The sequence below is a fragment of the Novosphingopyxis iocasae genome, assembly GCF_014334095.1.
GTDB lineage: Bacteria > Pseudomonadota > Alphaproteobacteria > Sphingomonadales > Sphingomonadaceae > Novosphingopyxis > Novosphingopyxis iocasae.
In genome coordinates, this window is sequence record NZ_CP060495.1 from 54,533 (window position 1) to 80,000 (window position 25,468).

At 64.4% G+C, this 25,468-nt stretch carries 22 protein-coding genes and 1 pseudogene (1 of these 23 only partly in view); 14 read left to right on the forward strand and 9 right to left on the reverse strand.

Annotation, left to right across the window (positions count from 1 at the left end):
* The first annotated feature begins 27 nt into the window (after positions 1–27).
* The 6 genes from H7X45_RS00285 to H7X45_RS00310 all read left to right on the forward strand — a co-directional run bounded on the left by H7X45_RS00285 (position 28) and on the right by H7X45_RS00310 (position 8,772).
* A complete protein-coding gene (locus tag H7X45_RS00285; protein ID WP_187336903.1) occupies positions 28–2,385 on the forward strand; it encodes a hybrid sensor histidine kinase/response regulator in 2,358 nt (785 codons plus the stop codon).
* A gap of 188 nt (positions 2,386–2,573) precedes the next feature.
* On the forward strand, positions 2,574–3,638 hold the full coding sequence (recA, locus tag H7X45_RS00290; protein ID WP_187335611.1) for a recombinase RecA: 1,065 nt from the start codon (positions 2,574–2,576) through the stop codon (positions 3,636–3,638).
* 89 nt (positions 3,639–3,727) lie between these two features.
* Positions 3,728–5,023 carry a M24 family metallopeptidase gene (locus tag H7X45_RS00295; protein WP_246449515.1) on the forward strand — a complete coding sequence of 432 codons (1,296 nt, stop codon included), beginning with the start codon at positions 3,728–3,730 and terminating at the stop codon, positions 5,021–5,023.
* A 10-nt stretch (positions 5,024–5,033) separates the two neighbouring features.
* Positions 5,034–5,375 (forward strand): VOC family protein, encoded by a 342-nt coding sequence (locus H7X45_RS00300; RefSeq protein ID WP_187335612.1) that lies wholly within the window; start codon positions 5,034–5,036, stop codon positions 5,373–5,375.
* A gap of 41 nt (positions 5,376–5,416) precedes the next feature.
* The gene (gene alaS, locus H7X45_RS00305) at positions 5,417–8,065 is read left to right on the forward strand and encodes an alanine--tRNA ligase (RefSeq protein WP_187336905.1); all 2,649 of its coding nucleotides are present in this window, start codon (positions 5,417–5,419) and stop codon (positions 8,063–8,065) included.
* On the forward strand, positions 8,065–8,772 hold the full coding sequence (locus H7X45_RS00310) for an NAD-dependent deacylase (RefSeq protein WP_187335613.1): 708 nt from the start codon (positions 8,065–8,067) through the stop codon (positions 8,770–8,772). The genes alaS and H7X45_RS00310 overlap by 1 nt, the downstream gene beginning before the upstream one ends.
* Positions 8,773–8,826: 54 nt before the next feature.
* Here the strand turns inward: H7X45_RS00310 and H7X45_RS00315 are convergent, their stop codons facing one another.
* The 7 genes from H7X45_RS00315 to H7X45_RS00345 all read right to left on the reverse strand — a co-directional run bounded on the left by H7X45_RS00315 (position 8,827) and on the right by H7X45_RS00345 (position 15,838).
* Positions 8,827–9,756 carry an electron transfer flavoprotein subunit alpha/FixB family protein gene (locus H7X45_RS00315; protein WP_187335614.1) on the reverse strand — a complete coding sequence of 310 codons (930 nt, stop codon included), beginning with the start codon at positions 9,754–9,756 and terminating at the stop codon, positions 8,827–8,829.
* Position 9,757: 1 nt separating this feature from the next.
* Positions 9,758–10,504, reverse strand: coding sequence for an electron transfer flavoprotein subunit beta/FixA family protein (locus tag H7X45_RS00320; RefSeq protein ID WP_187335615.1), 747 nt, complete (start codon positions 10,502–10,504; stop codon positions 9,758–9,760).
* A 285-nt stretch (positions 10,505–10,789) separates the two neighbouring features.
* Entirely contained in the window at positions 10,790–11,989 is a 1,200-nt protein-coding gene (gene sucC, locus H7X45_RS00325) for an ADP-forming succinate--CoA ligase subunit beta (RefSeq protein ID WP_187335616.1), read from the reverse strand.
* Positions 11,990–12,102: 113 nt separating this feature from the next.
* Positions 12,103–12,732, reverse strand: a complete 630-nt coding sequence (locus tag H7X45_RS00330; RefSeq protein ID WP_187335617.1) for a hypothetical protein — start codon at positions 12,730–12,732, stop codon at positions 12,103–12,105.
* Positions 12,733–12,745: 13 nt separating this feature from the next.
* Positions 12,746–13,060: a hypothetical protein gene (locus tag H7X45_RS00335; RefSeq protein ID WP_187335618.1), complete on the reverse strand. Its 315-nt coding sequence runs from the start codon at positions 13,058–13,060 to the stop codon at positions 12,746–12,748.
* A gap of 126 nt (positions 13,061–13,186) precedes the next feature.
* Positions 13,187–13,714, reverse strand: a complete 528-nt coding sequence (gene ppa / locus H7X45_RS00340) for an inorganic diphosphatase (protein WP_187335619.1) — start codon at positions 13,712–13,714, stop codon at positions 13,187–13,189.
* Positions 13,715–13,888: 174 nt separating this feature from the next.
* The gene (locus H7X45_RS00345; protein WP_246449518.1) at positions 13,889–15,838 is read right to left on the reverse strand and encodes a M61 family metallopeptidase; all 1,950 of its coding nucleotides are present in this window, start codon (positions 15,836–15,838) and stop codon (positions 13,889–13,891) included.
* A gap of 183 nt (positions 15,839–16,021) precedes the next feature.
* Between H7X45_RS00345 and hisS the strand changes: the two genes are divergently transcribed.
* From hisS to H7X45_RS00375, 6 genes and pseudogenes are all read left to right on the forward strand, one after another.
* On the forward strand, positions 16,022–17,353 hold the full coding sequence (gene hisS, locus H7X45_RS00350) for a histidine--tRNA ligase (RefSeq protein ID WP_187335621.1): 1,332 nt from the start codon (positions 16,022–16,024) through the stop codon (positions 17,351–17,353).
* Positions 17,350–18,435 carry a peptide chain release factor 1 gene (prfA, locus tag H7X45_RS00355; RefSeq protein ID WP_187335622.1) on the forward strand — a complete coding sequence of 362 codons (1,086 nt, stop codon included), beginning with the start codon at positions 17,350–17,352 and terminating at the stop codon, positions 18,433–18,435. Before hisS ends, prfA begins: the two co-directional genes overlap by 4 nt.
* Positions 18,425–19,282 (forward strand): peptide chain release factor N(5)-glutamine methyltransferase, encoded by an 858-nt coding sequence (gene prmC / locus H7X45_RS00360; protein WP_187335623.1) that lies wholly within the window; start codon positions 18,425–18,427, stop codon positions 19,280–19,282. The genes prfA and prmC overlap by 11 nt, the downstream gene beginning before the upstream one ends.
* A 228-nt stretch (positions 19,283–19,510) precedes the next feature.
* Positions 19,511–19,705, forward strand: a pseudogene (locus tag H7X45_RS15195) (DUF4167 domain-containing protein); the annotation flags it as partial.
* Between the two features lie 657 nt (positions 19,706–20,362).
* Complete coding sequence (locus tag H7X45_RS00370) at positions 20,363–21,799, forward strand: DUF4139 domain-containing protein (protein ID WP_187336906.1); 1,437 nt, start codon at positions 20,363–20,365, stop codon at positions 21,797–21,799.
* A gap of 11 nt (positions 21,800–21,810) precedes the next feature.
* The gene (locus H7X45_RS00375) at positions 21,811–23,394 is read left to right on the forward strand and encodes a DUF4139 domain-containing protein (protein ID WP_246449520.1); all 1,584 of its coding nucleotides are present in this window, start codon (positions 21,811–21,813) and stop codon (positions 23,392–23,394) included.
* Here H7X45_RS00375 and H7X45_RS00380 read toward each other — a convergent pair.
* Positions 23,391–23,690: a hypothetical protein gene (locus H7X45_RS00380; RefSeq protein WP_187335625.1), complete on the reverse strand. Its 300-nt coding sequence runs from the start codon at positions 23,688–23,690 to the stop codon at positions 23,391–23,393. The genes H7X45_RS00375 and H7X45_RS00380 overlap by 4 nt on opposite strands.
* A gap of 141 nt (positions 23,691–23,831) precedes the next feature.
* Here H7X45_RS00380 and H7X45_RS00385 point away from each other — a divergent pair, with 141 nt between their 5' ends.
* Complete coding sequence (locus H7X45_RS00385; RefSeq protein WP_187335626.1) at positions 23,832–24,263, forward strand: CBS domain-containing protein; 432 nt, start codon at positions 23,832–23,834, stop codon at positions 24,261–24,263.
* A gap of 48 nt (positions 24,264–24,311) precedes the next feature.
* Positions 24,312–25,214, forward strand: coding sequence for a glycosyltransferase (locus tag H7X45_RS00390; protein ID WP_187335627.1), 903 nt, complete (start codon positions 24,312–24,314; stop codon positions 25,212–25,214).
* Positions 25,215–25,220: 6 nt separating this feature from the next.
* On the opposite strand, the gene H7X45_RS00395 is transcribed toward H7X45_RS00390, so the two are convergent.
* Positions 25,221–25,468: the 3' portion of a lipopolysaccharide biosynthesis protein gene (locus H7X45_RS00395; protein WP_187335628.1), read on the reverse strand. Its footprint extends 1,252 nt past the window's final position; the window shows 248 of its 1,500 coding nt (coding positions 1,253–1,500); its start codon lies off the right edge, out of view; the stop codon is at positions 25,221–25,223.

Sequence of the window (25,468 nt, forward strand, 5' to 3'; positions counted from 1 at the left end):
GCCGCGGCCCGGCTCCCCCTATCCTTGATGGTGGGCGGTGCGCTTGCGCTGTCCGCCTTTTGTTTATGGGCCGCAACGGACAGCGTCGTGCTGGCCGCCGGGCTTGTTGCGGGCATGGCGTGCCTGGGCGCATTTGCGCTGCTTTTCCGCCAGAATGTGGACCATGCCCCGCGTCAGGACGTGCTGCCGCCGGATTGGTCCGTCACCCATGCCGCCGCCGACTTCGCCGATTTCGGCCTGGCGATCACGGACCGCGCCGGACGCTTGGTCTGCGCCAACGATCTCTATTCTCGCTGGATGGGTGGGCCGCGTCCACCGGCGGCGCTCCAGTTCGACGGTAAGGGTGCCGAAGACATCGCCACCGCGCTGCGCGGCGCCTGGCGCGATGGCCGCTCCGAATTGCCGATGCTGTCGCGCGGCGCCGCCGAATATCGCGTGGCGCTGCGCCGGTCGGGCGCGAGCGACGATTATATGGTCTGGCAGTTCGAGCCGTTTTTGCGCCGCAGCCTTGCAGTGGAAGCGGCCGAGCTCGTTTCCGGCAATCTGGGTGATCTGCTCGCCCGTTCCGGCCTCATGGCGGTCACGCTTGGCCCCGAAGGCCGGATCCGCGCCTGCAATAGCGCCTTTGCCCTGCGCGCGACGGGCGACGGCGCGGCAAACCTGACGGGACGCGATTTCGCATCCTATTTGCGGTCGGACGAACGCGGCGCGATCTTTTTCGAGACCGAAGGGCGGCGCGGCGTGCCGCTGCGGCTGGTCCATCTGCCGATCGAGGCGGACCGGGATGATGGCCCCGCACTCGTTCTGCTGCGCGACGATGACGGCGCGGTTCATGATCGCACGGCCGCGCTTGCGCATGTCGAGAACCTGCTCGCCAATCTGCCGCTGGGCCTTGCCCTGCTGGACCGCGACGGGCGCTTCCTGTTCGCCAATGACAGCTTTGCGAAAATGGCCGGCCTCGCCGATGGCAGCCTGCCGCCGTACCCGGGCGATCTGGTGATCCGCGAGGACAAGGGCGCGCTGGCCGATGCGGTGCGCCGCCATGCCGGTGGCCAGCTGACGAGCGGAGACCTGGCGGTGCGCCCGCATGGACGGCCGGACGAGGTGCTCTCACTTACGCTGTCGGGCGTGCGCGGCCTCGGCGAGGCCGCGGTCATGCTGAGCCTGAAGGATTCGGGCGAGGAGACCAAGCTGAAGCGCCAGATCGCGCAGCAGACCAAGATGGAAGCGGTCGGCCAGCTGGCGGGCGGCGTCGCGCATGATTTCAACAATATCCTGACCGCGATCATCGGCCACTGTGATCTCATGCTGCTGCGCCTGACGCCGGGCGACAGCCATTATGACGACATTCAACAGATCAAGAACAACTCCAACCGCGCCGCCAGCCTGACGCGCCAGCTGCTCGCTTTCTCGCGCCAGCAGACGCTGCGCCCGCAGGTGTTGCAGCTACCCGATCTGGTTTCCGACGTATCGAACCTGCTGAAGCGGCTGCTGGGTGAGCAGGTGAAGCTGGAGGTGCGGCATGGGCGGGGCCTGGGGCCCGTGCGCGCCGATCCGGGGCAGCTGGAACAGGTGATCGTGAACCTGGGCGTTAACGCGCGCGATGCGATCCTCGATGCCGTGCGCCGCTCCGGCGCGAAGAACGGCACGGTGACGATCGAGACCGCCGCCGTCGGCCCCGCCGATGTGCGCGCGATGGAGAGCGATGTGTTGCCGGAAGGGGACTATATCCGCCTCTCGGTCACCGACAGTGGCACCGGCATTCCGAAGGATGTACTGGGCAAGATCTTCGAACCCTTTTTCACCACCAAGGAAATGGGGAAGGGCACCGGCCTTGGTCTGTCCACAGTGTATGGCATCGTCAAGCAATCGGGCGGCTATATCTTTGCGCGCAACGTGAAGGGCGGCGGCGCGCGGTTCGAGGTGTTTCTGCCGGTGCATAAGACCGCGCGGGGCGAAACCGGAAGGCGCATCGAAAAGGCGCAGGAAAAGCCGCAGGACACCTGGGGCACGGGCACGATCCTGCTGGTTGAGGATGAGGATATGGTGCGCGCCGTGGCCGAACGCGCGCTCACGCGTCAGGGCTACACCGTGGAAACCGCGAGCGATGGTGAGGAAGCGCTGGAGATTTTCGCGCAGGGCCGGGCCTATGACTTGATCGTGTCGGACGTGGTGATGCCCAATATGGATGGTCCAGCCATGGCGCGCGAATTGCGCAAGAAGCGGCCCGATCTGCCGATCCTGTTCATGTCCGGCTATGCCGAGGAACAGCTGCGCCAGAGCATCGATCTCGACAATGTCGCCTTTCTGCCCAAGCCGTTCAGCGTGCAGCAGATCGCCGAAGCGGTGGGCGATGTGTTGCGGAAAGAACGGGCGGGAAAGTAGCGCTCCTGCGCCATCGAACCGACATCCGTTCGCCCTGAACCGGCTAGCGGGCCGCAATTTCTCGCACTGACGGAAACGTTCGAACAGGCGAGTATCGTTCCCCACTTGTTCCGCGCGAACAAATGCGGTACATCACCAAAATTGCCGTCGCGCCGACGGCATTGCTGAACCAGTGCAGGGGACGTGATATGGCCGCCAAACTCAAAGTCATCGAATCGAACGAAAGAAAAAGCGACATGGACCGCGAAAAGGCACTCGACGCCGCGCTGGCGCAGATCGACCGCGCCTTCGGCAAGGGCTCGGCAATGAAGCTGGGTAGCCGTGAGGCGATCGAGATCGAGGCAATCTCCACCGGCTCGCTCGGCCTCGATATCGCACTCGGCATCGGCGGCCTTCCCAAGGGGCGCATCATCGAAGTTTACGGCCCGGAAAGCTCGGGCAAGACCACGCTGGCGCTGCACACGGTGGCCGAATGCCAGAAGAAGGGCGGCACCGCGGCGTTTATCGATGCCGAGCACGCGCTCGATCCGGTCTACGCCAAGAAGCTGGGCGTCGATATCGACAACCTTATCGTCTCGCAGCCCGATACGGGCGAGCAGGCGCTGGAAATCTGCGACACGCTGGTGCGCTCCAACGCCATCGACATTCTGGTGGTCGACTCGGTTGCGGCGCTGGTGCCCCGCGCGGAGATCGAGGGCGAGATGGGCGACAGCCATGTCGGCCTGCAGGCGCGTTTGATGAGCCAGTCGCTGCGCAAGCTGACCGGCTCCATCTCCAAGTCCAAATGCATGGTGATCTTCATCAACCAGCTGCGCATGAAGATCGGCGTGATGTACGGCAATCCGGAGACGACGACCGGCGGCAACGCGCTGAAATTCTACGCCTCCGTGCGCCTCGACATCCGCCGCACCGGCCAGATCAAGGACCGCGACGAAGTGGTGGGCAACGCCACGCGCGTGAAGGTGGTGAAGAACAAGGTCGCCCCGCCGTTCAAGCAGGTGGAGTTCGACATCATGTATGGTGAGGGCATCTCCAAGATCGGCGAGATCATCGATCTGGGCGTGAAGGCCGGCATTGTTGAAAAGGCGGGTGCCTGGTTCAGCTATGACAGCACCCGCATCGGCCAGGGCCGTGAGAATGCGAAAAACTTCCTGCGCGAGAATCCCGAGATGCTCGAAAAGCTGGAAGCGCAGATCCGCGGCAAGAAAGACGATGTAGCCGAAGAGATGATGGTCGGCCCGGACGCCGACTGACGGCGCAAACATGCTCCTCCCGTATCGTGACCGTTGCGACCTTTCGGACAGCTATTAGGGTCTGCGGTGCGATACGGAGGGAAGCGAACATGATGAAGTTGAACATGATGCGGGGCAGCCCGGCTCTCTCGCGCCGCCGTCTTCTGGGCTCGATGGCGCTAGGCTCCGCGGCGCTCGCGTCCGCGCCGCTGACGGGCCTTCGTGCGCAAGCCGGCACGGCCGCCGAACTAGAGCCTATCACCGGCGGCGCTATCCCGATCGGACGTGCGGAACGCGCCGAGCGATTGAAACGCGCGCAGGCCTTGATGGCTGACAACGACATCGGCGCAATTTTGATCGAACCCGGGGCCAGCCTCGTCTATTTCAGCGGCGTGCGCTGGTGGCGCAGCGAACGGCTGACCGCCGCGATCATCCCGGCCAGCGGCGATCCCGTCATCGTCACCCCCTTCTTCGAACGTCCCTCGGTTGCCGAGTCGCTCGGCATCGACGCCGACATCCGCGTCTGGCAGGAAGACGAGAGCCCGACCCGATTGGTCGCCCAGGTCCTGACGGAACGCGGCCTCGCCGATTCCCGCATTGGCATCGAGGAGACCGTCCGCTTCTTCGCCTCCGATGGGCTCGCCCAAGCGCTTCCGAAGGCCCCTCTGGTTTCAGCCGCTCCCGTTGTCCGCGGTTGCCGCATGCGCAAGACGCACGCTGAGATCGCGCTCATGCAGACCGCGAACGACGTGACGCTCGCGGCCTATCGCCACGTCTATCCCCGGATCGAACTAGGCATGACGCCCGCGCAGATCGGCGCAATGATGGATGATTCGACGCGCGCTCTGGGCGGTCGCGACCCCTGGTCGCTGATCCTGCTCGGTGAAGCATCGGCCTATCCCCATGGCAGCGGCAAGCCGCAGCGCGTTGAACGCGGCGGCATCGTCCTCATGGACTGCGGCTGTTCGGTCGAGGACTATCAGTCGGACATCTCGCGTACCTTCGTCTTCGGCGCTGACCCGACCGCCGAACAGACCCGCGTGTGGAACGAGGTCGCGCGCGGCCAGCAGGTCGCGCTGGCGGCCGCGCAGCTTGGCGCGCCCGCCGGATCGGTCGACGATGCCGTCCGCGCTTATTACGAATCGCTCGGCTACGGCCCGCGCTACGAACTGCCGGGCCTCTCGCACCGCACCGGCCATGGCATCGGCATGGAGGGTCATGAACCGGTCAACCTCGTCCATGGCGAAGCGACGCCGTTGGCCCCCGGCATGTGTTTCTCGAACGAACCCGGCCTCTACGCCCCCGGCCAGTTCGGCGTGCGCCTGGAAGACTGTTTCCACATGACCGAGACCGGCCCGCAATTCTTCACAACCCCGCCACCCTCGATCGATCGACCATTCGGATAAGGAACCGATAATGACCGGACAACCGACCGTCCGCCTCAATTATGTCGAGCTCTCCGTTGCCGCTACTGCGCCGGCCCGCGATTTCTACGCCGCGGCCTTAGGCTGGACCTTCAGCGACTTCGGCCCGACCTATAGTGCGACCACCACGGACGACACTGATCTGGGCCTAGACGCAGACCGCAAGCTGCCGCCGCTTCCCGTGTTCGAGAGCAGCGATGTAGCGGCATCGCGCGAGGCTGTCCTGGCCGCGGGCGGCACGCTAGTGCGCGACATCTACGAATTTCCCGGCGGACGCCGTTTCGAATTTACCGATCCCGACGGCAATGAGGTCGCCGTCTGGCAGCGAGGCTGATCGCGCTTGAGCGCGCCCCGTTGGCCGCTTACATGGGCGCTATGACATCGACCAACGACATCCGCCGTAGTTTCCTCGATTATTTCGCCGACGCCGGGCATGAGCGCGTGCCCTCTGCGCCGCTGGTGCCGCATAACGATCCGACGCTGATGTTCGTGAATGCGGGCATGGTGCCGTTCAAGAACGTGTTCACCGGCCTGGAATCGCGGCCCTATGATCGGGCGACCAGCGCGCAGAAATGCGTGCGGGCGGGCGGCAAGCATAACGATCTCGACAATGTCGGCTACACCGCGCGGCACCACACCTTCTTCGAGATGATGGGCAATTTCTCGTTCGGCGATTATTTCAAGGAACAGGCGATCGAGCATGCTTGGACGCTGGTGACGAAGGAATGGGGCATCGATCCCAACCGCCTCACTGCCACCGTCTATCACACCGATGATGAGGCGTTCGATCTCTGGCGCAAGATCGCGGGGCTGCCGGATGACCGCATCATCCGCATCGCCACCAAGGACAATTTCTGGGCGATGGGCGACAACGGCCCCTGCGGTCCGTGCAGCGAGCTGTTCTACGATCATGGCGATGACATTTGGGGCGGCCCGCCCGGAACGCCGGAAGAGGATGGCGACCGCTTCGTCGAAATCTGGAACCTCGTCTTCATGCAGCACCGGCAGGAAGAGGGGGAGATCGTCGGCGATCTGCCCAAGCCTTCCATCGACACCGGCATGGGGCTGGAGCGCGCCGCAGCGGTGATGCAGGGCGTGCACGACAATTATGATATCGATCTGTTCAAGACACTGATCGCCGCGTCGGTGGACCTCACCGATCAGCCGGAAACGGACGAAACGCGTGCCAGCCACCGCGTGATCGCGGATCATCTGCGCTCGGTGAGCTTCCTGATGGCGGACGGCGTGCTGCCCGCTAACGAAGGGCGCGGCTATGTGCTGCGGCGGATCATGCGCCGCGCAATGCGCCACGCGCATCTGCTGGGTGCGAAGGACCCGCTGATGCACCGGCTGGTGCCGACGCTCGCTTCCGAAATGGGCGCGGCCTATCCCGAACTGATCCGCGCACAGCCGCTGATCCGCGAAACGCTGGAGCGCGAGGAAACCCGTTTCCGCCAGACGCTGGAGAAGGGCCTGCGTCTGCTGGACGACGCCACCGAAGACATGGGTGAGGGTGCAGAACTGCCCGGTGAGACCGCGTTCAAGCTCTACGATACCTATGGTTTCCCTTATGATCTGACCGAGGATGCGCTGCGTGCCCGCGGCTTGACGGTCGACCGCGCAGGCTTCGACGCCGCCATGGCCGAACAGAAGAAGGCCGCGCGCGCCGCCTGGAAGGGTTCGGGTGAAAGCGCCGACAGCGAGGTCTGGTTCGATATTGCCGAGCGCGAGGGCGGCAGCGAGTTCATCGGCTATCAGGCGACCGAGGGTGAGGGCACCATCGTCGCGCTGGTGAAGGACGGGGCGGAAGTGTCCGAACTGTCCGAAGGGGATCGCGGCGTTATCCTTACCAACCAGACGCCCTTTTATGCCGAAAGCGGGGGGCAGATGGGTGACAGCGGGCGCATTTCCGGCCCCCATGATTTCGCGGCCAGCGTGAGCGACACGTCCAAGCCGCTCGGGCGCCTTCACGCGCATCATGCGACGGTGGAAAAGGGCACGATCAAGATCGGTGACGGCGTGCAGATGCTGGTGGACGGCGAGCGGCGCGACCGGCTCCGCGCCAATCACAGCGCGACGCATCTGCTGCACGCGGCGCTGCGCGGACGGCTGGGCGAGCATGTGACGCAGAAGGGCAGCCTGGTGGCGCCCGAACGGTTGCGGTTCGACTTCTCAAACCCCACGGCGCTGAGCGATGAGGACATCGCTGCGATCGAGGCCGAGGTGAACGAGGAAATTCGCGCCAACGATCCGGTGACGACGCGGCTGATGTCGCCCGATGACGCGGTGGGGGCGGGCGCGCTGGCGCTGTTCGGCGAGAAATATGGCGACGAGGTGCGCGTGCTTTCGATGGGCCGCCAGACCGATAAGCATTATTCGATCGAGCTGTGCGGCGGCACGCATGTCGATGCGCTGGGCGATATCGCCTTGTTCAAGATCGTCGGCGAGAGCGCGGTGTCGAGCGGCGTGCGCCGGATCGAGGCGCTGACCGGAGAGGCTGCACGGCAATATCTGACGGGGCGCGAGGCGATGCTGCGGCAGGCGGCATCCGCGCTGAAGGCGGCCCCCGAAGAGGTGGCCGAGCGCGTGGGCACGCTGGTGGCGGAACGCCGCCGGCTGGAGGCCGAGCTGGCCGAAGCGAAGAAGCAGCTGGCGCTCGGCGGAGGCGGTGGATCGTCTGCCGGGCCGGAGATCGAGGAAATCGCCGGCACCAAGTTCCTCGGCCAGGCGCTGGACGGCGTCGATCCGAAGTCACTGCGCTCGATCCTCGATGATATGAAGGACAAGCTCGGCAGCGGCGTTGCGGCGCTGGCGGCGGTGAATGAAGGACGCGCGGCGTTCGCGGTGGCGGTGACCGACGATCTGACCGAACAGTTCGACGCGGTGGCGCTGGTGCGCGCGGGCGTGGCGGAGCTGGGCGGCAAGGGTGGCGGTGGCCGTGCCGACATGGCGCAGGGCGGGGGACCGGACGGCGACAAGGCCCCTGAGGCGCTCGACGCGGTGCGCGCCGCGCTGAAGGGCTGATGACGCTCCCGCCGGACGGCAATATCGTCATCCTGACCGGCGCGGGTATCAGCGCCGAATCGGGGCTCGATACCTTTCGCGATTCGGGCGGGCTGTGGGAACGGCACCGCGTGGAGGATGTCGCGACACCGGAAGCGTTCGCGCGCGATCCCGATCTGGTGCTGAATTTCTACGATGCGCGTCGCAAAGGCGCGGCGGGCGTGGAGCCCAATGCCGCGCACCGCGCGCTCGCTCGGTTGCAGCGCGAATGGCAGGGCGGGCTGTTGCTCGTCACCCAGAATGTCGATGATCTCCACGAGCGGGCAGGCGCGGACCCGGTGCATATGCATGGGGACCTTGCGCACGCCTGGTGCACCACCTGCGATGCGCGGCCCCGGATCACGCAGGACCTGATCGATCGTCCTGCCTGTCCGGAATGCGGCGCGGCCGGATCGCTGCGGCCCGATGTCGTTTGGTTCGGCGAGATGCCGTACGAGATAGACCGCATCTATGCAGCGCTTGGCGCGGCGGACCTGTTCGTCTCGATCGGCACCAGCGGCGCGGTTTATCCCGCCGCCGGCTTCGTGGCCGAAGCGCGGGGAGCGGGCGCGCGCTGTCTGGAACTCAATCTGGAGCCGAGCCAAGGCACGCATTATTTCCATGAGGCGCGGCATGGGCCCGCGGGGCAGATCGTGCCCGAATGGGTGGACGAGGTGCTGGGGCAATAAGAAAGGGCCGCGAATCGCTTCGCGGCCCTTCGGTGTTTTGATCGATGAAAAGCGTCAGAGCTTTTCGGTCAACTCCGGCACGATCTTGAACAGATCGCCGACGAGGCCGAGGTCCGCGACCTGGAAGATCGGCGCGTCTTCGTCCTTGTTGATCGCGACGATGGTCTTCGAATCCTTCATGCCCGCAAGATGCTGGATCGCGCCGGAGATGCCGATTGCGATATAGCATTCGGGGGCGACGATCTTGCCGGTCTGGCCGACCTGATAGTCGTTGGGCGCATAGCCCGCATCGACGGCGGCGCGGCTGGCACCGACGCCGGCGTCCAGCTTGTCGGCAAGCGGATCGAGCAGCTCGTGGAAGCTTTCCTTCGAACCGAAGGCGCGGCCGCCGGACACGATCACGCTGGCACTGGTCAGTTCCGGACGATCGCTCTTGGCGAGATCCTGACTGACGAATTCGCTGCTGCCGTTGCCGGTGGGGCCGGACACGGCTTCGATCTCGCCCGAGCCGCCTTCGGCTTCGGCCTTGTCGAATGCGGTGCCGCGCACGGTGACGACCAGCTTCTCGTCGGTCGACTGGACCGTTGCGATGGCATTGCCGGCATAGATCGGACGGGTGAACGTCTTGTCGCCTTCGACCGACAGAATGTCCGACACCTGCATCACGTCGAGCAGTGCAGCGACGCGCGGTGCGATGTTCTTGCCGTTGGTGGTGGCGGGCGCGACGAAGGCATCGTGCGAACCCATCTGATCGGCGGCGAGCGCGGCCACCGCTTCGGGCAGCATATGCGCATAGGCCGGATCGTCGGCGACATGGACCTTGCCCACGCCGGCGATCTTCGCGGCTTGCTCACCGACCGCAGCGCAGTCGCTGCCGGCGACGAGAAGATGGACCTCGCCCATTTGCGAGGCAGCCGTGACGGCGGCCAGAGTGGCGTCGTTCACCGACGCATTGTCATGTTCTACGAGAACCAGGGTTTTCATATCAGGCAACTCCCAGTGCTTTGAGCTTGGTGACCAGCTGGTCCACATCCTCGACCTTGATACCGGCCTGGCGGACGGGCGGTTCGGAGACATTGGTGGTCTTCAGCCGCGGTGCGATGTCGACGCCGTAATCGGTGGGCGATTTGGTATCGAGCGGCTTCTTCTTGGCCTTCATGATGTTCGGCAGCGACGCATAGCGCGGCTCGTTCAGGCGAAGATCGGTGGTGATGATTGCGGGAAGCTGCAGCTTCACCGTTTCCAGGCCGCCGTCGATCTCACGCTTCACGGTGACGCTGTCACCCTCCAGCTCGACCGTGTTGGCGAAGGTACCCTGCGGACGATCCATCAGCGCCGCCAGCATCTGGCCGGTCTGGTTCGAATCGTCGTCGATCGCCTGCTTGCCGAGGATAATCAGGCCGGGCTCTTCTTCCTCGGCCACCTTCTTCAGCAGCTTGGCGACGCCCAGCGGCTCCACCTCGTCATCGGTTTCGATCAGAATGCCGCGGTCAGCGCCCATGGCGAGCGCGGTACGCAGCGTTTCCTGCGCCTTGGCCGGGCCGATGGAAACGACCACGATCTCTTCGACCTTGCCCGCTTCTTTCAGGCGGATGGCTTCTTCGACGCTGATTTCGTCGAACGGGTTCATCGACATTTTGACATTGGCGAGATCGACCCCGGAGCCGTCGGCTTTGACGCGCGGCTTCACATTATAGTCGATCACCCGTTTGACGGGCACGAGGGCTTTCATGCGGTATCCTTTCCTTGAGAGCCAGCAGCTTTACGTTGACGTAAACGTTACGTAGCAGTTCGAATGACAGATTGCCACCCCGTAACGAGCGGGAAAGCGAAACGTTTCGTTGAAAAAGGGGGCAGCTGAGCGCGGCCGCGCGCCATACCGCTCGCCCGAAACGGGACCGGGCGGGCAGAGGCCGGTCCGATGGAAGATTGTCCGGAGCAGATAGGAGTGCGGGCCGGAAGCGACCAACTCGCCTCCGGCCCGCAAAAATGCATGTGATGATAAGGTCAGGCGCGCTTATGCGGCTTCCTTGACCTCCGCGACGATCTTCTTCGCGGCATCGCCGAGATTATCGGCGCTGACGATCGGCAGGCCGCTATTGGCGAGGATTTCCTTGCCCTTTTCGACATTGGTGCCTTCGAGGCGGACTACCAGCGGAACCGAGAGGTTCACTTCCTTGGCCGCTGCGACGATGCCGTCGGCAATGATGTCGCACTTCATGATTCCGCCGAAGATGTTGACGAGGATGCCCTTTACGGCCGGATCGCTCAGGATGATCTTGAACGCCGCGGTCACCTTCTCCTTATCGGCGCCGCCGCCGACGTCGAGGAAGTTGGCGGGGAAGGCGCCGTTCAGCTTGATGATGTCCATCGTCGCCATGGCGAGGCCTGCGCCGTTCACCATGCAGCCGATGTCGCCGTCCAGCTTGATGTAGGCGAGGTCGTACTTCGAGGCCTCGACTTCCATCGGGTCTTCTTCGCTCTCGTCGCGCAGCGCTTCGACGTCGGGGTGACGGAACATCGCGTTAGAATCGAAGCTCATCTTGGTGTCGAGGACGAGCAGCTTGCCGTCCTTCGTTTCGACGAGCGGATTGATCTCGATCATCGCGCAGTCGAGGCCGGTGAAGGCCTGGTAGAGCTTCTTGGTGAGCGAGACGCACTCATCGGCCAGCGAACCCGAAAGCTTCAGCGCGTCGGCGGCCTTCTTGCCGTCCTCGTCGGTGAAGCCCTTGGCGGGATCGACGGTGATGGTGGTGATCTTTTCCGGGGTGTCGTGCGCCACCGTTTCGATGTCCATGCCGCCTTCGGTCGATACGACCATGGCGACCCGGCCCGAAGCGCGGTCGACGAGCATGGAGAGGTAATATTCCTTCTCGATGTCGACGCCGTCGGTGACGTAGAGGCGGTTCACTTCCTTGCCTTCATCGCCGGTCTGCACGGTGACGAGGGTGTTGCCGAGCATGTCCTTGGCGTCCGAGCGCACATCGTCGATCGACTTGGCCAGCCGTACGCCGCCCTTGGCGCCTTCTTCCAGCTCCTTGAACGTGCCCTTGCCGCGGCCGCCGGCGTGGATCTGGGCCTTCACGACATAGAGCGGTCCGGGCAGCTTTTCGGCGCCTTCTACCGCTTCCTCGACGGTCATGGCCGGATAGCCGGTGGGAATGCCGATGCCGTATTTGGCGAGAAGCTCTTTGGCCTGATATTCGTGAATGTTCATGGGGAGATGTCCTTGGACCGGTTCGTTGGAATCGATTGTGTGCGGCTAAAGCATAGCCGGGCGGGCAAGGCTAGGGGGTAGGGTGCCGAAGCAGCACCCGAACGGCCCCTCAGTCAGGCGCAGCCTTCGACATATTGGATGGCCGGGCCGCCTGCAAAGATATGGTCCACCCGTCCGTCCGCGCCAACCTCGTAAACGATGCCGCGCGCTGACGGATCGTCGACATAGCCGCCTTCGCCGGGTGTCACGCCGTTCTGCCAGACGGAGAGATATTCTGCCGGGGCATCGACATATTTGTGCGGCTGCGCGGATAGACGCGCGCCCAGCTTCGCCTTGATCGCGGAGGCGGCATCGCCGACGGTGAAGCCGTCCGGCGTGCGGATATCGGTGGGCCCGCCTAGTTCGATCCGGGAAAGTTTGCCCTGCTCGATCATCAGCAGCATGTTTTCCGGCGCCCGCTGCGGGCGGAACTGATCGCACTGTTCGGGCTCTGCGCCGCCGACATTTTGCGGGTTCGCATCGGGGCCGAGCGCCTCGATCACCTCGGCGCGGGTCATGCCGATGCGCAAGGGCCCCCAGCCGGTGGCGGTGAGGGTATTCGCATCTGCGGTTGCAGTAGCGACCGGAGCGGGCTCCGCGGCAGCGGCGCTTGTCGCTTCGGTTTCGGCTTCGGAGCCTGTGGCGGCGAAATTGCAAGCCGCGAGAGCCAGGGGCAGCAGCAGGCATGCGGCGGGGCGGCGCATCGGCAATGTCTCCTTAGCGCGTCACGGCGCAGATCGCGCCGGACGAAGTGACGACGCCCAGAACCTCCGGGTCCTGCAGGCCGCGGGTAATGCGGATGAATTCGTTGATCGAAATATCGCCCGGCTTCTTGCCTTCGAACCCGTCCAGACTGGACAGGCGCTGGAGCTGGCGCAGCGACAGGCGATCGACCATCCGCTCGGACATGCAATCGGCCATGGGGTAGCTGAGGCCGAGATCGGTCAGGCCGTTGCGCACGCGCGTTTGCGGCGTTGCGCAGGCGGCAAGCGCCAGGGGCAGAAGGAGGGCGGGAATAACGGCCTTATGCATGGGGGCACTCCAGAGGTCCCGATCCATTCGAAAGATCGAAGGGCGCTTCACGACAAAGCAAGATGCTAAGCGGGGAAGCGCCCTTCGACAAGCTCGGGACTACGGATTGATTGGTCGCGGCGGCGTTCAGCCCTTCGCGCGCTCGATCGCTTCCAGGATGATCTGGCGTGCTTCCTCGGCATTACCCCATTTGCCGACCCGGACCCATTTTTCGGGTTCCAGATCCTTGTAGTGGGTGAAGAAGTGCTCGATCTGCTGCATCACGATTTCTGGCAGATCGCCGCTTTCGGCGATCTTGCGGTAATAAGGGAAGGTGCCGTCGATCGGCACGCACAGCAGCTTCTCGTCGCCGCCATGTTCGTCTTCCAGGTTCAACACAGCGATCGGCCGGGCGCGCACGACGCAGCCGGGCATGAAGGGCGAACGTGCAACGACCAGCGCGTCGAGCGGATCGCCATCGGGCGAAAGCGTGTGCGGTACGAAGCCGTAATTGGCCGGATAGCGCATCGGCGTGTGGAGGATACGGTCGACGAACAGCGCGCCCGATTCCTTGTCGAATTCATATTTCACCGGCTCGCCGCCGACCGGCACCTCGATGACGACGTTGAGGCTTTCCGGCGGATTGTCGCCGGTGGGGATCTTGCTGATATCCATGGAAGATGTCCTTACCCTGTAAAGTATTTGCGAGCGCCCCTAGCGGGTTGCAGTGCACAACGGCAAGGCGGCAATTGTTCTGGGCCGGCGCGGTGTAGAGCCCCGCGCCAATAAAGCTCTGCCTCACCCCGGCTTGTGCCGAGGCGAGGAGATGTTTCTCAAGAAAAGTCGCGCTCAGTTCGTGCGCGGCTCTAGCAGACGGTCGAGACCGGCCTCGCCCTTCACCGCCTTTTCCAGATAGGGATAGCGAAGGCCGTCATGATAATCGATGTCCACCGTGCGGTAGACATCGCCGCGCTTCACCAGAAGCGTGATCGGCTGCTTGGAATCCTTGGCCGCGGTCACCGCGTCCATAATGCCTTCCTTCGAATAGGCCTGGCCGTTCACCGCGACGATGGTGCTGCCGTCCACGATCCCGGCGTTGAAGGCAGGGCCGTCCCACAGGGTGGACGTCACCTCGCCGCTGTTCGAAAGGTTCACGCCCAGCGAGTAGAACAGGTTGGTGTAGTTGTAATTCTGCGCGCGGCCATTGTCGTAGCTGTTGGGCTCGTCCTTCCAGACCAGCTTGTACCCGGCCATGTTGATGCCACGGACCGGCGAGGGCTGATTGGGCTCGTACAGGCGCGTGCGCAGGAAGTTCGCCCAGTCGTAAGCGTAGACGCCGTTCAGCGTTTCCACGATCTCGTCGAAATCATAGGTCAGCTCGCCCCAGTCGCCGTCGGTCTTGCCGAAGAAGGCCTTGGCGAAATCATCGAGGCCCTTCTTGCCGCCGGTGCCGTCGCGAATGATCTGGTCCGCCTCCAGCCAGGTGAGAGCGCCTTCGACATAATAGTCCTCGCTCCTGCTGAGCGAGGAATAGGGCAGGGGACGGCGCGAATTGATGATCGGATCATGCGTCGTATCCTCCACCGAGCGATAGGCGCGGCCAGGCTGACCTTCCGAATAATTGGCGGCATAGGTCGCAAAGGCATCGAGGAAGGTCTGCTTGGTCTGCAGGCCCGAACGCGCGGCGAGCACCCAGCCCCAGAACTGCGTCTGGCCTTCGTACATCCACAAAAGCGTGTCCTGCATCGGCGTGCGATAATCGGGTGTCCAGAGATCCGCAGGCCGGCGGAACTTGCCATTCCAGCTATGGACCAGCTCGTGGCTGACCACATTATGATCCCAGTCCATCGCTGCCCAGTCGGTCAGCGCGGTCGGCTCATACTGGTTCTCGGCCGAGCGATGGTGCTCCAGCCCGATGCCGCCCATCTTGTCGGTCATCGCCAGAAGAATGTCGTAATGGTCGAAATGACGCGCACCGAACAGCGCGTCGGCCTCGTCCGCCAGCTTCTCGAAATGGGCGAGGTTTTCGGGCGCCAGCTCCAGATATTTCGGCTTGTCGGCGATCGCGTCCAGCTTCACTTCGGGGTCGAGCGTCCACTGCTTGGCATATTTGCCGGCAAAGATCGGCGAATCGACCAGCGTCTCATAATCGACGACGTCCCACGTCACCGCATTACCGCCGCCCACTTTCTGGCCGTCGAGCGCGGTGAACACCGTCCAGTCGGCGGGGAACTGCACCGTCGGCTTCACCGCGATGCGGCGAGTGTAATGGCCCGCGGGATAGAAGCTCATCTTTTCCCACTGTAGGTTCAGCATTTCGGGCGTCATCGTGATGCGCCCCTCGCTGCCGTCGACCGGCGAGGTGTGGACGAAATTGGCGACCACATTTTTCGCGCCCTCGGGCACCGAGACGATGATCTCGTACACGTCCAGCGGATTGCGGGTCCATTCCAGCGTCTTGCCGTTCGCGGTGAACTGGAAGCCGCTGACGAGGTTGATCGGCCCGCGCGCGGCATGGTTGCCGGGCAGCCATTCGGGGAACAACAGATGCAGTTCGCGCGTGCCCGCGGTGACGGGGATCGTTTCCTGAACGCGGTAGATGCCGCGGGCGGTGTCCGTCGCATCGATGTTCAGGCCGATCGTGCCGCCGGGCCAGGGCGTGTCGGACGGCAGCGGCGTCTGATCGGAGAGCTGCGCCTGAACCGGTGCGCTGTTGCCCGCGGGACGCGGATCGGTCTGCGCGGCGGCCGGAGCGGTGATGGAAAGGAGGGCGACGGTGGCAAGAAGTGCTGTTTTCATGGAAGAAGGTGATGCCGGGAAAGCCATGCGCGGTCTAGGGCCGTTATTCTGTATCATTCCGGCTTTTCGACGAACCGCATGCACCGTCGGCCTCTCGCCGTGATCGATTCAGGAAACGTCGTGCCGGCGTAGCGCCGTTCCCCATCTTCCCCCGCCCTTCATATCCCGCTAACAGCCCGGCCCATGGCCAAGGCAGATCAAATTCACCCCGTGCGCGGCACGCAGGACATTTTCGGCGAGGAGCAGGAGCGCTTCGCGCATGTCGTTTCCGTGTTCGATCGCGTGCGGAGGCTTTACGGGTTCAAGGGCGTGCAGATGCCGGTGATCGAACCCACCGCGGTGTTCGCCCGCTCGCTGGGCGAGACCACCGATGTCGTCTCCAAGGAAATGTACAGTTTCGAGGATCGCGGCGGGGACTCGATCACGCTGCGACCGGAATTTACCGCGGGGATCGCGCGCGCGTTCATCTCCAACGGTTGGCAGCAGCATGTGCCGCTGAAGCTCGCCGCGCACGGGCCTCTGTTCCGGTACGAGCGCCCGCAAAAGGGGCGTTATCGCCAGTTTCACCAGATCGATGCCGAAATCATCGGGGCAGGGGAGCCGCAGGCGGATGTCGAGCTGCTGGCGATGGCCGATCAACTGCTGCATGAACTCGGCATCGCCGACGGTGTGACGCTGCAGCTCAACACGCTGGGCGACGGCGACAGCCGCGAGGCATGGCGCGCCGCGCTGGTGCAGCATTTCGAACAGCACCGCGGCGAGCTTTCGGAAGATTCGCAGGAGCGGCTGGAGAAGAACCCGCTGCGCATCCTGGACAGCAAGGACCCGCGCGACCGGCCCATCGCCGACGCCGCGCCGGACATCGACGCCTATCTGACGGACGACGCCAAGCGCTTCTTCGAGGGCGTATGCAGCGGCCTTGACGCGGCGGGCGTTGCCTGGGCCCGCAACAGCCGCCTGGTGCGCGGCCTCGATTATTATCGCCACACCGCGTTCGAGTTCGTCACCGATCGGCTGGGCGCGCAGGGCACCGTGCTCGCGGGCGGCCGCTATGACGGGTTAGTAGAAAATTTGGGTGGGCCGAGCACTCCAGCAGTCGGTTGGGCCGCGGGAATCGAACGGCTGGCCATGTTGCTAGGTGGGGTCAGTATACCGACTATCGACGTGGTGATTATACCGGCTGATGATACCGCATATGAGACTACGCTAAATGTCATGTCGAAGCTTCGGAAAGCGGGGATTTCAGCTGATATGGCGTACTCAGGAAACCTCAAAAAACGTTTGAAAAAAGCCGATTCCCAAAATGCATATGCGGCGGTCATCATCGGTGAACGAGAGGTTAAGCAGCAGTCCTATACTATAAAATTGTTGAGGGAGGGTGGCCAGCTTGATGTGCCAGACAACGAGCTTGGCGTACTTCTGACAGGATTACGTCAGGCCGCTTGGGAGGCGGACAAAGGAGCTTCAATCGGTATGGAGTTGGTGAACCGTTTAAAGCTGCTTAGCAACAAATGACCGCCATCTCCCCCGAACGCATCGCGCAGATCGAGGCGCGCTTTGCCGAGATGCAGGCACGCATGGCGTCCGGGCAGCTCGAGGGCGAGGCGTTCGTGGCGATGTCCAAGGACTATGCCGAGCTGGAGCCGGTGGCGCAGGCCGCGGCGGAGGTGCGGCGGCTGCGCGCCGAGCTGAAGCTGCTCGAGGAGATGATGGCCGAGGACGGTCAGGATGCCGATATCCGGGCGATGGCCGACGAAGAGGTGGAGACGTTGCGCGCGCAGATTCCGGCCGCCGAGCATGCGCTGGCGCTCAAGATGCTGCCGAAGGATTCGGCCGATGCGCGCCCCGCGATGCTGGAAATTCGCGCAGGGACCGGCGGGGACGAAGCGGCGCTGTTCGCGGGCGATCTGTTCCGCATGTACTCGCGCTTCGCCGATCTCAACGGCTGGCGGGTCGAGCCTATCAGCGCCAGCAGCTCGGACGTCGGCGGCTACAAGGAAGTGGTCGCTTCCGTGACCGGGCAGGGCGTGTTCGCCAAGCTGAAATTCGAAAGCGGCGTGCACCGCGTGCAGCGCGTGCCGGTGACCGAAAGCGGCGGGCGAATCCACACCAGCGCCGCCACCGTCGCCGTGCTGCCGGAGCCCGAAGAGGTCGACGTGAAGATCGACGAGAACGACCTCAAGATCGACGTCTATCGCGCGTCCGGCGCGGGCGGGCAGCATGTGAACACCACAGACAGCGCGGTGCGCATCACGCACTTGCCCAGCGGCCTCGTCGTCACGCAGCAGGACGAGAAATCGCAGCACAAGAACAAGGCCAAGGCGCTGAAGGTTCTGCGCGCGCGGCTCTACGAAGCGGAGCGCGAGCGCGCGGCGAGCGAGGAGGCGAGCGCGCGTAAATCCATGGTTGGGTCCGGTGATCGCTCCGAGCGCATCCGCACCTATAACTTCCCGCAAGGCCGCGTGACCGATCACCGCATCGGCCTGACGCTGCACAAACTGCCCGAAATCGTGGCGGGCGATGCACTTGGCGAATTGATCGACGCGCTGATCGCCGAGGACGAAGCCGAGCGTCTGGCGGCGGTGAATGCCGGATAAGATCGCGCGGCCAGCGGCCGAAGCGCTGCGCGACGCCGCCAAGCAACTTACCGCTTCCAGCCCCACGCCGCGCCTCGATGCCGAGCTGCTCATGGCGCACGCGCTGGAGCGCAGCCGCGAGGATATGCTGCTCCGGCTCCCCGATCTCACTGTGCCGGAAGAATTCGCCGCGCTGCTCGAACGCCGCGCGGCGGGGGAGCCGATCGCCTATATCCTTGGCACGCAGGACTTCTGGGACCTGACGTTGGACGTCACGCCGGACGTACTCATCCCTCGCCCCGATAGCGAGACGCTGATCGAGGCGGCGCGGGATGTGTTTGCGGACAACCCGCCGCGCCGGATCGCGGATCTCGGCACCGGATCGGGCGCGCTGCTGCTCGCGGCTTTGCGCGTCTTTCCGCAGGCCGAGGGCATCGGCATGGACGCGAGCGCGGCGGCGCTCGCGGTCGCGCGCGGCAGTGCCGAGCGTAATGGCCTTTCCACGCGCGCCGCTTTCGCACTGGCGGACTGGCGACAGCCGGGCTGGGCCGATGCGCTGGGTGGGCCGCTCGACCTCATCCTGTGCAACCCGCCCTATGTGGAAAGCGGAGCCGCGCTGCCCGCCAGCGTGCGCGGCTTCGAGCCGCACTCTGCGCTGTTCGCGGGACCGGAGGGGTTGGACGATTATGCCGTGCTGATCCCGCAATTCGCGTCAATGCTCGCGCCTGGCGGGATCGCGATCGTGGAGATCGGCCACGAACAGGCCGAAGCCGTAAGCGCGCTCTCGGCCGCGCACAGGCTTGCGGCGGCGCTTCGCCGCGATCTGGCGGGCAAACCGCGCGCGCTGGTGCTGGTCCCAGAAGGCTAAGCAGCCTGTCCACGCACTTTTCCGCTTGGATTATGCGACGCGACTCGCTACTTCTTATTCGGCTTCCCCGAAACCTCTGGATTTTGGACGCTTTCGCGGGAGCGCCTTCACAAGGATAAAGCCGGTCAGGCGGGCGTCTCGCCCCTCCGACGGCAGAAGGCCAAAGCGCCCGAGGGTAAGGGCGCCCGGGGGATCGCAGATTTTCAGAATCGGGACGAGACAGCTTTTATGAACAATCGTCAGGCCAACCGCCGTCGCGGACGTGGCAACAATAATAATCGTCAGCAGAACAATCGCGGTGGTGGCGGCGGGTTCGATCATCAGAACCGCGTCGACAATCGTGCACGCGGCAATGCTGGCCAGCTTCTGGAAAAGTACAAGAAGCTCGCGCAGGATTCGCAGATGAACGATGATCGCGTGAACACGGAATATTATCTGCAGTTCGCCGATCATTATTTCCGCGTGCAGGCCGACTTCAAGGCCCGCCAGGAAGAGAAGCAGGCGCGCCACAACAATCAGCAGCGCGACTCTGATGACGATGGCGATGACGACAATGAATCCGACGACGGCAACAACCGCCGCGGCAACCGTCAGCAGCGCGGGCAGCAGAACGATCGCGGCAATCGCGGTCGCAGCAGCCGCGACGATGATGATCGTGATGACGATTCCGACGACGGCGACGATGATGATCGTTCCAGCCGCTCGCGCGGTCGTCAGCGCAGCGATGATGATGACGGGGAGGGCGAACGCCCGGCCCGTGCGCGTGGTCGTCAGCGTAAGGACGAAGACGAAACGCAGGACGAAGAGCAGCCGAAAAAGGCCCGCGCCCCTCGCAAGCCCCGCGCCAAGAAGGACGATAAGGGCGATCATCAGGACGGCGGCGGCCTGAGTGCCGACGTGCTGCCGCCCTCGATCGGCTCCAGCGACGGCGAGGAAGAAAAGCCCAAGCGTAAGCCCCGCGCGCCGCGCAAGCCCCGCGCTTCGAACGACGAACAGGCCGCCACCGCTGCGGAATAAGGCTTTGTCCTTGTAATGTCGTAAAGTTGCTGCATCATCCCCCCGACGGAAAAGGGGGGGATGATGCGTTTTTTCTGGATATCCGCGCTGCTGCTGGCTGGCAGCGCCGCACCGCTTGCAGCGCAGACCGGTGCCGACACGCCGCCCCCCGCGGACCGGCCCACGGCCGGCAGCGCGCAGGGCGATATTTCCCTGACCATCTATCAGAACGGCCAGTCGCTGGTGCAGGACCGGCGCCGGATCGCCTTGCCCGGCGGCCGCAGTCGTCAGGAATTTCCGGACGTCTCTGCGAAGATCCGGCCCGAAACGGTCGTGCTTTCCGGGTCGGGTATCGGCATCGTCGAACAGAATTTCGATTATGATCTTCTTACCCCCGGCGCGCTGATGCAGAAGGCGGTGGGCGAGACGGTGACGCTTCTGCGCACCAATCCGGCCACGGGCGCCGAGACTCGGGAGCGTGCCAAAATCCTTGCAGCTAATGGCGGCGTGGTCATGGAGGTGGACGGCAAGATCGAGGTGCTGCGCGACGATGGACTGCCGGTGCGCGTAATCTTCGATCAGGTACCGCCGGGTCTGCGCGCGCGACCGACGCTCTCGGTCACGCTCGAATCCGCCAATGCGGGCACGGTACCGCTGGATCTGGCCTATCTCACGCCCGGCCTTGGCTGGAGCGCGGACTATGTCGCGCTGTTCGACCGGGCGGCCGGCACGATCGATGTCGAGGGCTGGGTGACGCTCACCAACGGCACCGGCACCAGCTACCGCGATGCATCGCTGCTCCTGGTGGCGGGCGATCCTTCGGGCGGGCGCCAGAACAACGCGCGCACGCGGCGTTACCCCATGCCGCCCCCGCCGCCCGGCACGACGGTCCGCGCAGGCACCGAAACGGGCACGCGCGAGCGACTGGGCGACTTCATCCTCTATCCGCTCGGCCGCCGCACCGATGTGCTGGAAGCGCAGCAGAAGCAGGTAAGCTTCCTCGACGTGCAGGGCAGTCCAGCGGCTGGCACCTACGAATTCCATGTCGGCGGGTTCAACGGCAACGACCCGCAAAGCGCGTCGAGCGCCATCGAGTTCTCCACCTCTGCCGAGGGCGGGCTGGGCGATCAGCTGCCTGCGGGCACCGTGCGCGTCTATATGCGCGATGCCAGCGGCAGCCCGCAATTCATTGGCGAAAGCGCGATTGCCGCCGCGCCGATGGGATCGCAGGTGTCGATCATCACCGGTGAAGCGTTCGATGTGAAGGTACAGACGATCGTCGCGCAACGCGAGAAGCGCGGCGATTCGCGCTGGCGTACCACCATGCGGTATGAACTCACCAACGCCTCGGCGCGGCCTGTCACCGTCTCGCTCTCGCAGGACGGCCTCTATGGCGAAGCGCGCGTGGTCGAGGAAAGCCTGGAAAGCGATCGCGTCTCGGCGGACAGCGTGCGCTGGATGGTGCCCGTTCCCGCCAATGGCAGCGCGAGCGTGACCGCGATTTTCGACACCGAATATTGAGGGCCGCGCCGATGCGGCTGCTCGCTGTCCTAATCACCCTTTTGCTGTGGCCCGGCGCGCTGGCGGCACAGCAGACGGTAGTGTCGTCGGCGGCCGATACCGTTCAGATCGCGATCTACCGCGCGCCGAATCGCGGCGCGGGTCAGCCGATCGACCGGCGTTTCCCGCGCGGCTATGCCCTCATCACCGAAACGCGCACCGTCGATCTGCCCCAAGGCGATGCCAAGGTGCGTTTTGAAGGTGTGTCGGAAGGCATGCTGCCGGAAAGCGCGATCATTTCCGGCCTGCCGCAAGGGGTGATCGAGAAGAACCGCGATGCAAGGTTGCTCTCACCCGCCGGTCTGGTCGACGCCTATCTGCGCCGCAGGGTCACTTTGCAGCGGACGAACCGCGCGTCCGGCGCGGTGCGCACGCAAGATGCGATCCTGCGCACCGGATCGCAGGGCGGCATAGTGATCGAGACCGACGAGGGGGTCGAGGCGCTGCGCTGCACCGGCTTGCCAGAACGGCTCCTTTTCGATGAGGTGCCCGCCGATCTCTCCCCGCGTCCCACGCTGTCCGTGCTGACGACGAGCGAGCGGGCAGTGCGCGCCACGCTGACGCTGACTTATCTCGCCGAGGGTTTCGATTGGGATGCCAATTACATCGTCGAGGCGAAGGCACCGGGCGGATCGGCCACGACCGATTCGGCGCAGGTGCTGAGTCTGTTCGCCTGGCTCACAGTCGCCAATGCCGGCGACCAGAGCTTTCGCGACGCGCAGCTGCTCGCCATCGCAGGCAATCCGAACAAGGAGCGCGCCGCCCGTCCGCCGCAAAGCCCTCCGGTGCGGTTGCGGCTGGAATGCTGGCCGGACGTTACGACGACCAGCGATCTGCCGCTCGATTCGGCAGCTGGTCTGGCCCCGCCACCACCACCACCACCGCCGCCGCCGCCCGCGATGGCACCGGCGCGGGAATCGATCGTCGTGACAGGATCGCGCATGGCTTCCGCCGTTCCGGTCGCCGCGATCCAGGCTGCCCAAGAGGATCTGGGCGATCTGAAACTCTACCGCGTGCCCGAGCCTATAACCGTCGCGGCTAACGCGCAGAAGCAGGTGGCGATGATCGTGAAGCCCGCAGTGGACTATCGCAGTTTCTATGCGGGCAGCTTCACAGCGCAGGACGCCTGCTGCGGGGACGGGACACCGCGACCGCTGGAACTGACGCTGCGCGCGCGCAACCGCAGCGATTCCGGGCTCGGCATTCCGCTGCCGCAGGGGCAGGTCACGGTTTATGAGCCGAGCGATTACGGGCCGCTGCTCGTCGGCCAGACCGATCTTGGCGACAAGGCGGTGGGGCAGAAGGTGGAGCTTGGTCTCGGCAACCGGCCCGATGTGCAGATGGCCGTGAGCTTGCCCGATCCGAAGCGCCCGCGCCGATTCGAACTCACGCTCACCAACGCTCTCGCCCGTGCGGTCGATGCGGAAATCGCCATTCCGTTCGAACTGAAGCGGGGCAGGGGCGTGGAAAAAGTGGACGGCGTGCCGACCTGGAAAGTGCGCGTGCCCGCCAACGGCGAGCAGCGCCTCAGGTTCGAGCTGAAAAAGCCCGACTAATCGCCGATATCGACTTCGCCTTCGAGTGGGTCCTCGATCGTTTCGTCATGCCCGCTGCCGCTGGAGAGGAACACCAGTCCCATCAATCCCGCTGAAGACAGCATGGCCGCGGCGATCCCGAGGCCGGTCGCGATGTACAGATGGACCGAAACCCAGCCATTGCTGGCGTAGAGAAACCCTAGCGCCACCACGATTATGATCCCCGTTACCAGTGCCATCCAGCGCATCAGCATCCAGTACCGGCCCCAGGCGAAAGCGGCGTAGTGCGGATCGTCGAGTTGGGAGGGGCGGGGCATGGCTCGGGTCGAAACTCCTCGGGGCTTACCCGTCCGATATAGGGGATTATGGCGGCGAACCAAAGTTTTCGCGGCTGACCTTTGCAAGCAGCCTCCGCTTCAGGCATTCTCCATGGCGGGAAGAGAAGAGGAGAGCGTGCCATGACGATTGCGAAACTGCTGGAGGCCCGCGCGCCGGGCGACATCATTGCCCTCAATCCGGACGAAACGATGCGCGCCGCGGTGGAGAAGCTTACCCAGAACCGGATCGGCGCCATGCCGGTGATTGCGGACGGCAAGGTGGTCGGCGTGTTTTCCGAACGCGATGTCATCAAATGCCTGCAATCGGTCGGCGACGGCGCCCTCGACAGCAAGGTAAGTGAGGCGATGACATCGCCCGCCGTCACGGTGACACCGCAAACCTCAGTGCTCGGTGCCCTGTCGCAAATGACGGAGAGGCGCTTTCGCCATCTTCCCGTGCTGGACGGGGAGCGGATGGTCGGTTTCGTGTCGATCGGCGATCTGGTGAAATATCGGATGGACCGGATCGAGGCGGAAAAGACCGCGATGCGCGATTATATCCAGACCGTCTGAGCGTTTCCGGATAACTTTCGGCAAGCATTGCCTGCTAAAGCTGTCGCGATGAGCGGCTCCCAATCAGGTGCGGATGAATCGCAGGGGCCGGTGAGCGGCCTTTCGCCGATCATCGTCACCGTGCTGGCGCATCACGAGGAGCGGCGGATCGCGCTGTGCCTCGAAAGTCTGCCGCTCGGTGACCCGCAGGTCGCGATTCATCTCGTCGTCAACGGATCGAAGGACCGAACGGCGGACATTGGCCGCGGCGTGGCCCGACTGTTTCCGAACCTCACCGTTCATGACTGGGCAGAGGGCGGGAAAGCGCGCAGCTGGAACCGCCTGAATTTCGATACACTTTCCGGATTTGCCCGAACCCATGTGTTTGTGGACGGCGACGCGGTGGTTGCCCCCGGATCGATCGCCGCGCTGGACGATGCGCTGGCTGCGAATCCCCATGCCAACGCCGTCTCGGGTTTCCCGCTGAATGGGCGCGGCGCGGCGGCCTATGGCGATTCGATCGAAGCGACTCGCGGATTGTTCGGTGATCTTTACGCGCTGCGCGGCGATTTTCTGGCGCGCATGAAGGCGGACGGCATCCGCCTGCCGGTCGATCTGATCGGAGACGACGGCCTGATCGGCGCGCTCGCCAAGACCGATCTCAAGAACGAAGATCACTGGGATGACGAGCGGGTCCTGCCGGTGCGCGGCGCGGGCTTCTATTGCGAGCCGGTGAGCGCGTTCGCTCCCGCGACGCTCGCCATGCAGTATAATCGGATGGTCAATTATTCGGTGCGCCATCTGCAGAACAGGCTGGTCAGCAGCATCATGCGCGGCGAGGGGCCGGGGGCGCTGCCCGAGCGGATGGATACGCTTTACGCGGCGAACCGCGATTCGCTGCGTCCGCGTAAAGGCTTTCCTGATGCATGGTTCGACCGGCGGGCGCTGCGCCGGATGATGGCGAAAAGCTGATTCCGCTTATTCCGCTGGCACCGGTTCGGGCACCGGTGCCTTGCGCTTCACCACGAGCCGGACAAGCTCATCCCAGGTCTCGCGCGCGCCGAGATAGAGCAGCGCAACATAGGATAGCCCGCCGGTAGCGACGAGGATCGCGAGCTGTGCCGGCGGTGCCATCGGCGGCAATATCCAACGGTCCAGCCCCCAGACGATCAGGCCCATCGCCGCAGCGGTCGACAGGCCGGGCCACGTCGATCGCCACAAGGTCG

Bases quoted from the DNA above. Each gene is read 5' to 3' on its own strand.
- H7X45_RS00285 (WP_187336903.1), top strand. From the start codon at position 28: ATGGTGGGCGGTGCGCTTGCGCTGTCCGCCTTTTGTTTATGGGCCGCA.
- recA (WP_187335611.1), top strand. From the start codon at position 2,574: ATGGCCGCCAAACTCAAAGTCATCGAATCGAACGAAAGAAAAAGCGAC.
- H7X45_RS00295 (WP_246449515.1), top strand. From the start codon at position 3,728: ATGATGAAGTTGAACATGATGCGGGGCAGCCCGGCTCTCTCGCGCCGC.
- H7X45_RS00300 (WP_187335612.1), top strand. From the start codon at position 5,034: ATGACCGGACAACCGACCGTCCGCCTCAATTATGTCGAGCTCTCCGTT.
- alaS (WP_187336905.1), top strand. From the start codon at position 5,417: ATGACATCGACCAACGACATCCGCCGTAGTTTCCTCGATTATTTCGCC.
- H7X45_RS00310 (WP_187335613.1), top strand. From the start codon at position 8,065: ATGACGCTCCCGCCGGACGGCAATATCGTCATCCTGACCGGCGCGGGT.
- H7X45_RS00315 (WP_187335614.1), bottom strand. From the start codon at position 9,756: ATGAAAACCCTGGTTCTCGTAGAACATGACAATGCGTCGGTGAACGAC.
- H7X45_RS00320 (WP_187335615.1), bottom strand. From the start codon at position 10,504: ATGAAAGCCCTCGTGCCCGTCAAACGGGTGATCGACTATAATGTGAAG.
- sucC (WP_187335616.1), bottom strand. From the start codon at position 11,989: ATGAACATTCACGAATATCAGGCCAAAGAGCTTCTCGCCAAATACGGC.
- H7X45_RS00330 (WP_187335617.1), bottom strand. From the start codon at position 12,732: ATGCGCCGCCCCGCCGCATGCCTGCTGCTGCCCCTGGCTCTCGCGGCT.
- H7X45_RS00335 (WP_187335618.1), bottom strand. From the start codon at position 13,060: ATGCATAAGGCCGTTATTCCCGCCCTCCTTCTGCCCCTGGCGCTTGCC.
- ppa (WP_187335619.1), bottom strand. From the start codon at position 13,714: ATGGATATCAGCAAGATCCCCACCGGCGACAATCCGCCGGAAAGCCTC.
- H7X45_RS00345 (WP_246449518.1), bottom strand. From the start codon at position 15,838: ATGAAAACAGCACTTCTTGCCACCGTCGCCCTCCTTTCCATCACCGCT.
- hisS (WP_187335621.1), top strand. From the start codon at position 16,022: ATGGCCAAGGCAGATCAAATTCACCCCGTGCGCGGCACGCAGGACATT.
- prfA (WP_187335622.1), top strand. From the start codon at position 17,350: ATGACCGCCATCTCCCCCGAACGCATCGCGCAGATCGAGGCGCGCTTT.
- prmC (WP_187335623.1), top strand. From the start codon at position 18,425: ATGCCGGATAAGATCGCGCGGCCAGCGGCCGAAGCGCTGCGCGACGCC.
- H7X45_RS00370 (WP_187336906.1), top strand. From the start codon at position 20,363: ATGCGTTTTTTCTGGATATCCGCGCTGCTGCTGGCTGGCAGCGCCGCA.
- H7X45_RS00375 (WP_246449520.1), top strand. From the start codon at position 21,811: ATGCGGCTGCTCGCTGTCCTAATCACCCTTTTGCTGTGGCCCGGCGCG.
- H7X45_RS00380 (WP_187335625.1), bottom strand. From the start codon at position 23,690: ATGCCCCGCCCCTCCCAACTCGACGATCCGCACTACGCCGCTTTCGCC.
- H7X45_RS00385 (WP_187335626.1), top strand. From the start codon at position 23,832: ATGACGATTGCGAAACTGCTGGAGGCCCGCGCGCCGGGCGACATCATT.
- H7X45_RS00390 (WP_187335627.1), top strand. From the start codon at position 24,312: ATGAGCGGCTCCCAATCAGGTGCGGATGAATCGCAGGGGCCGGTGAGC.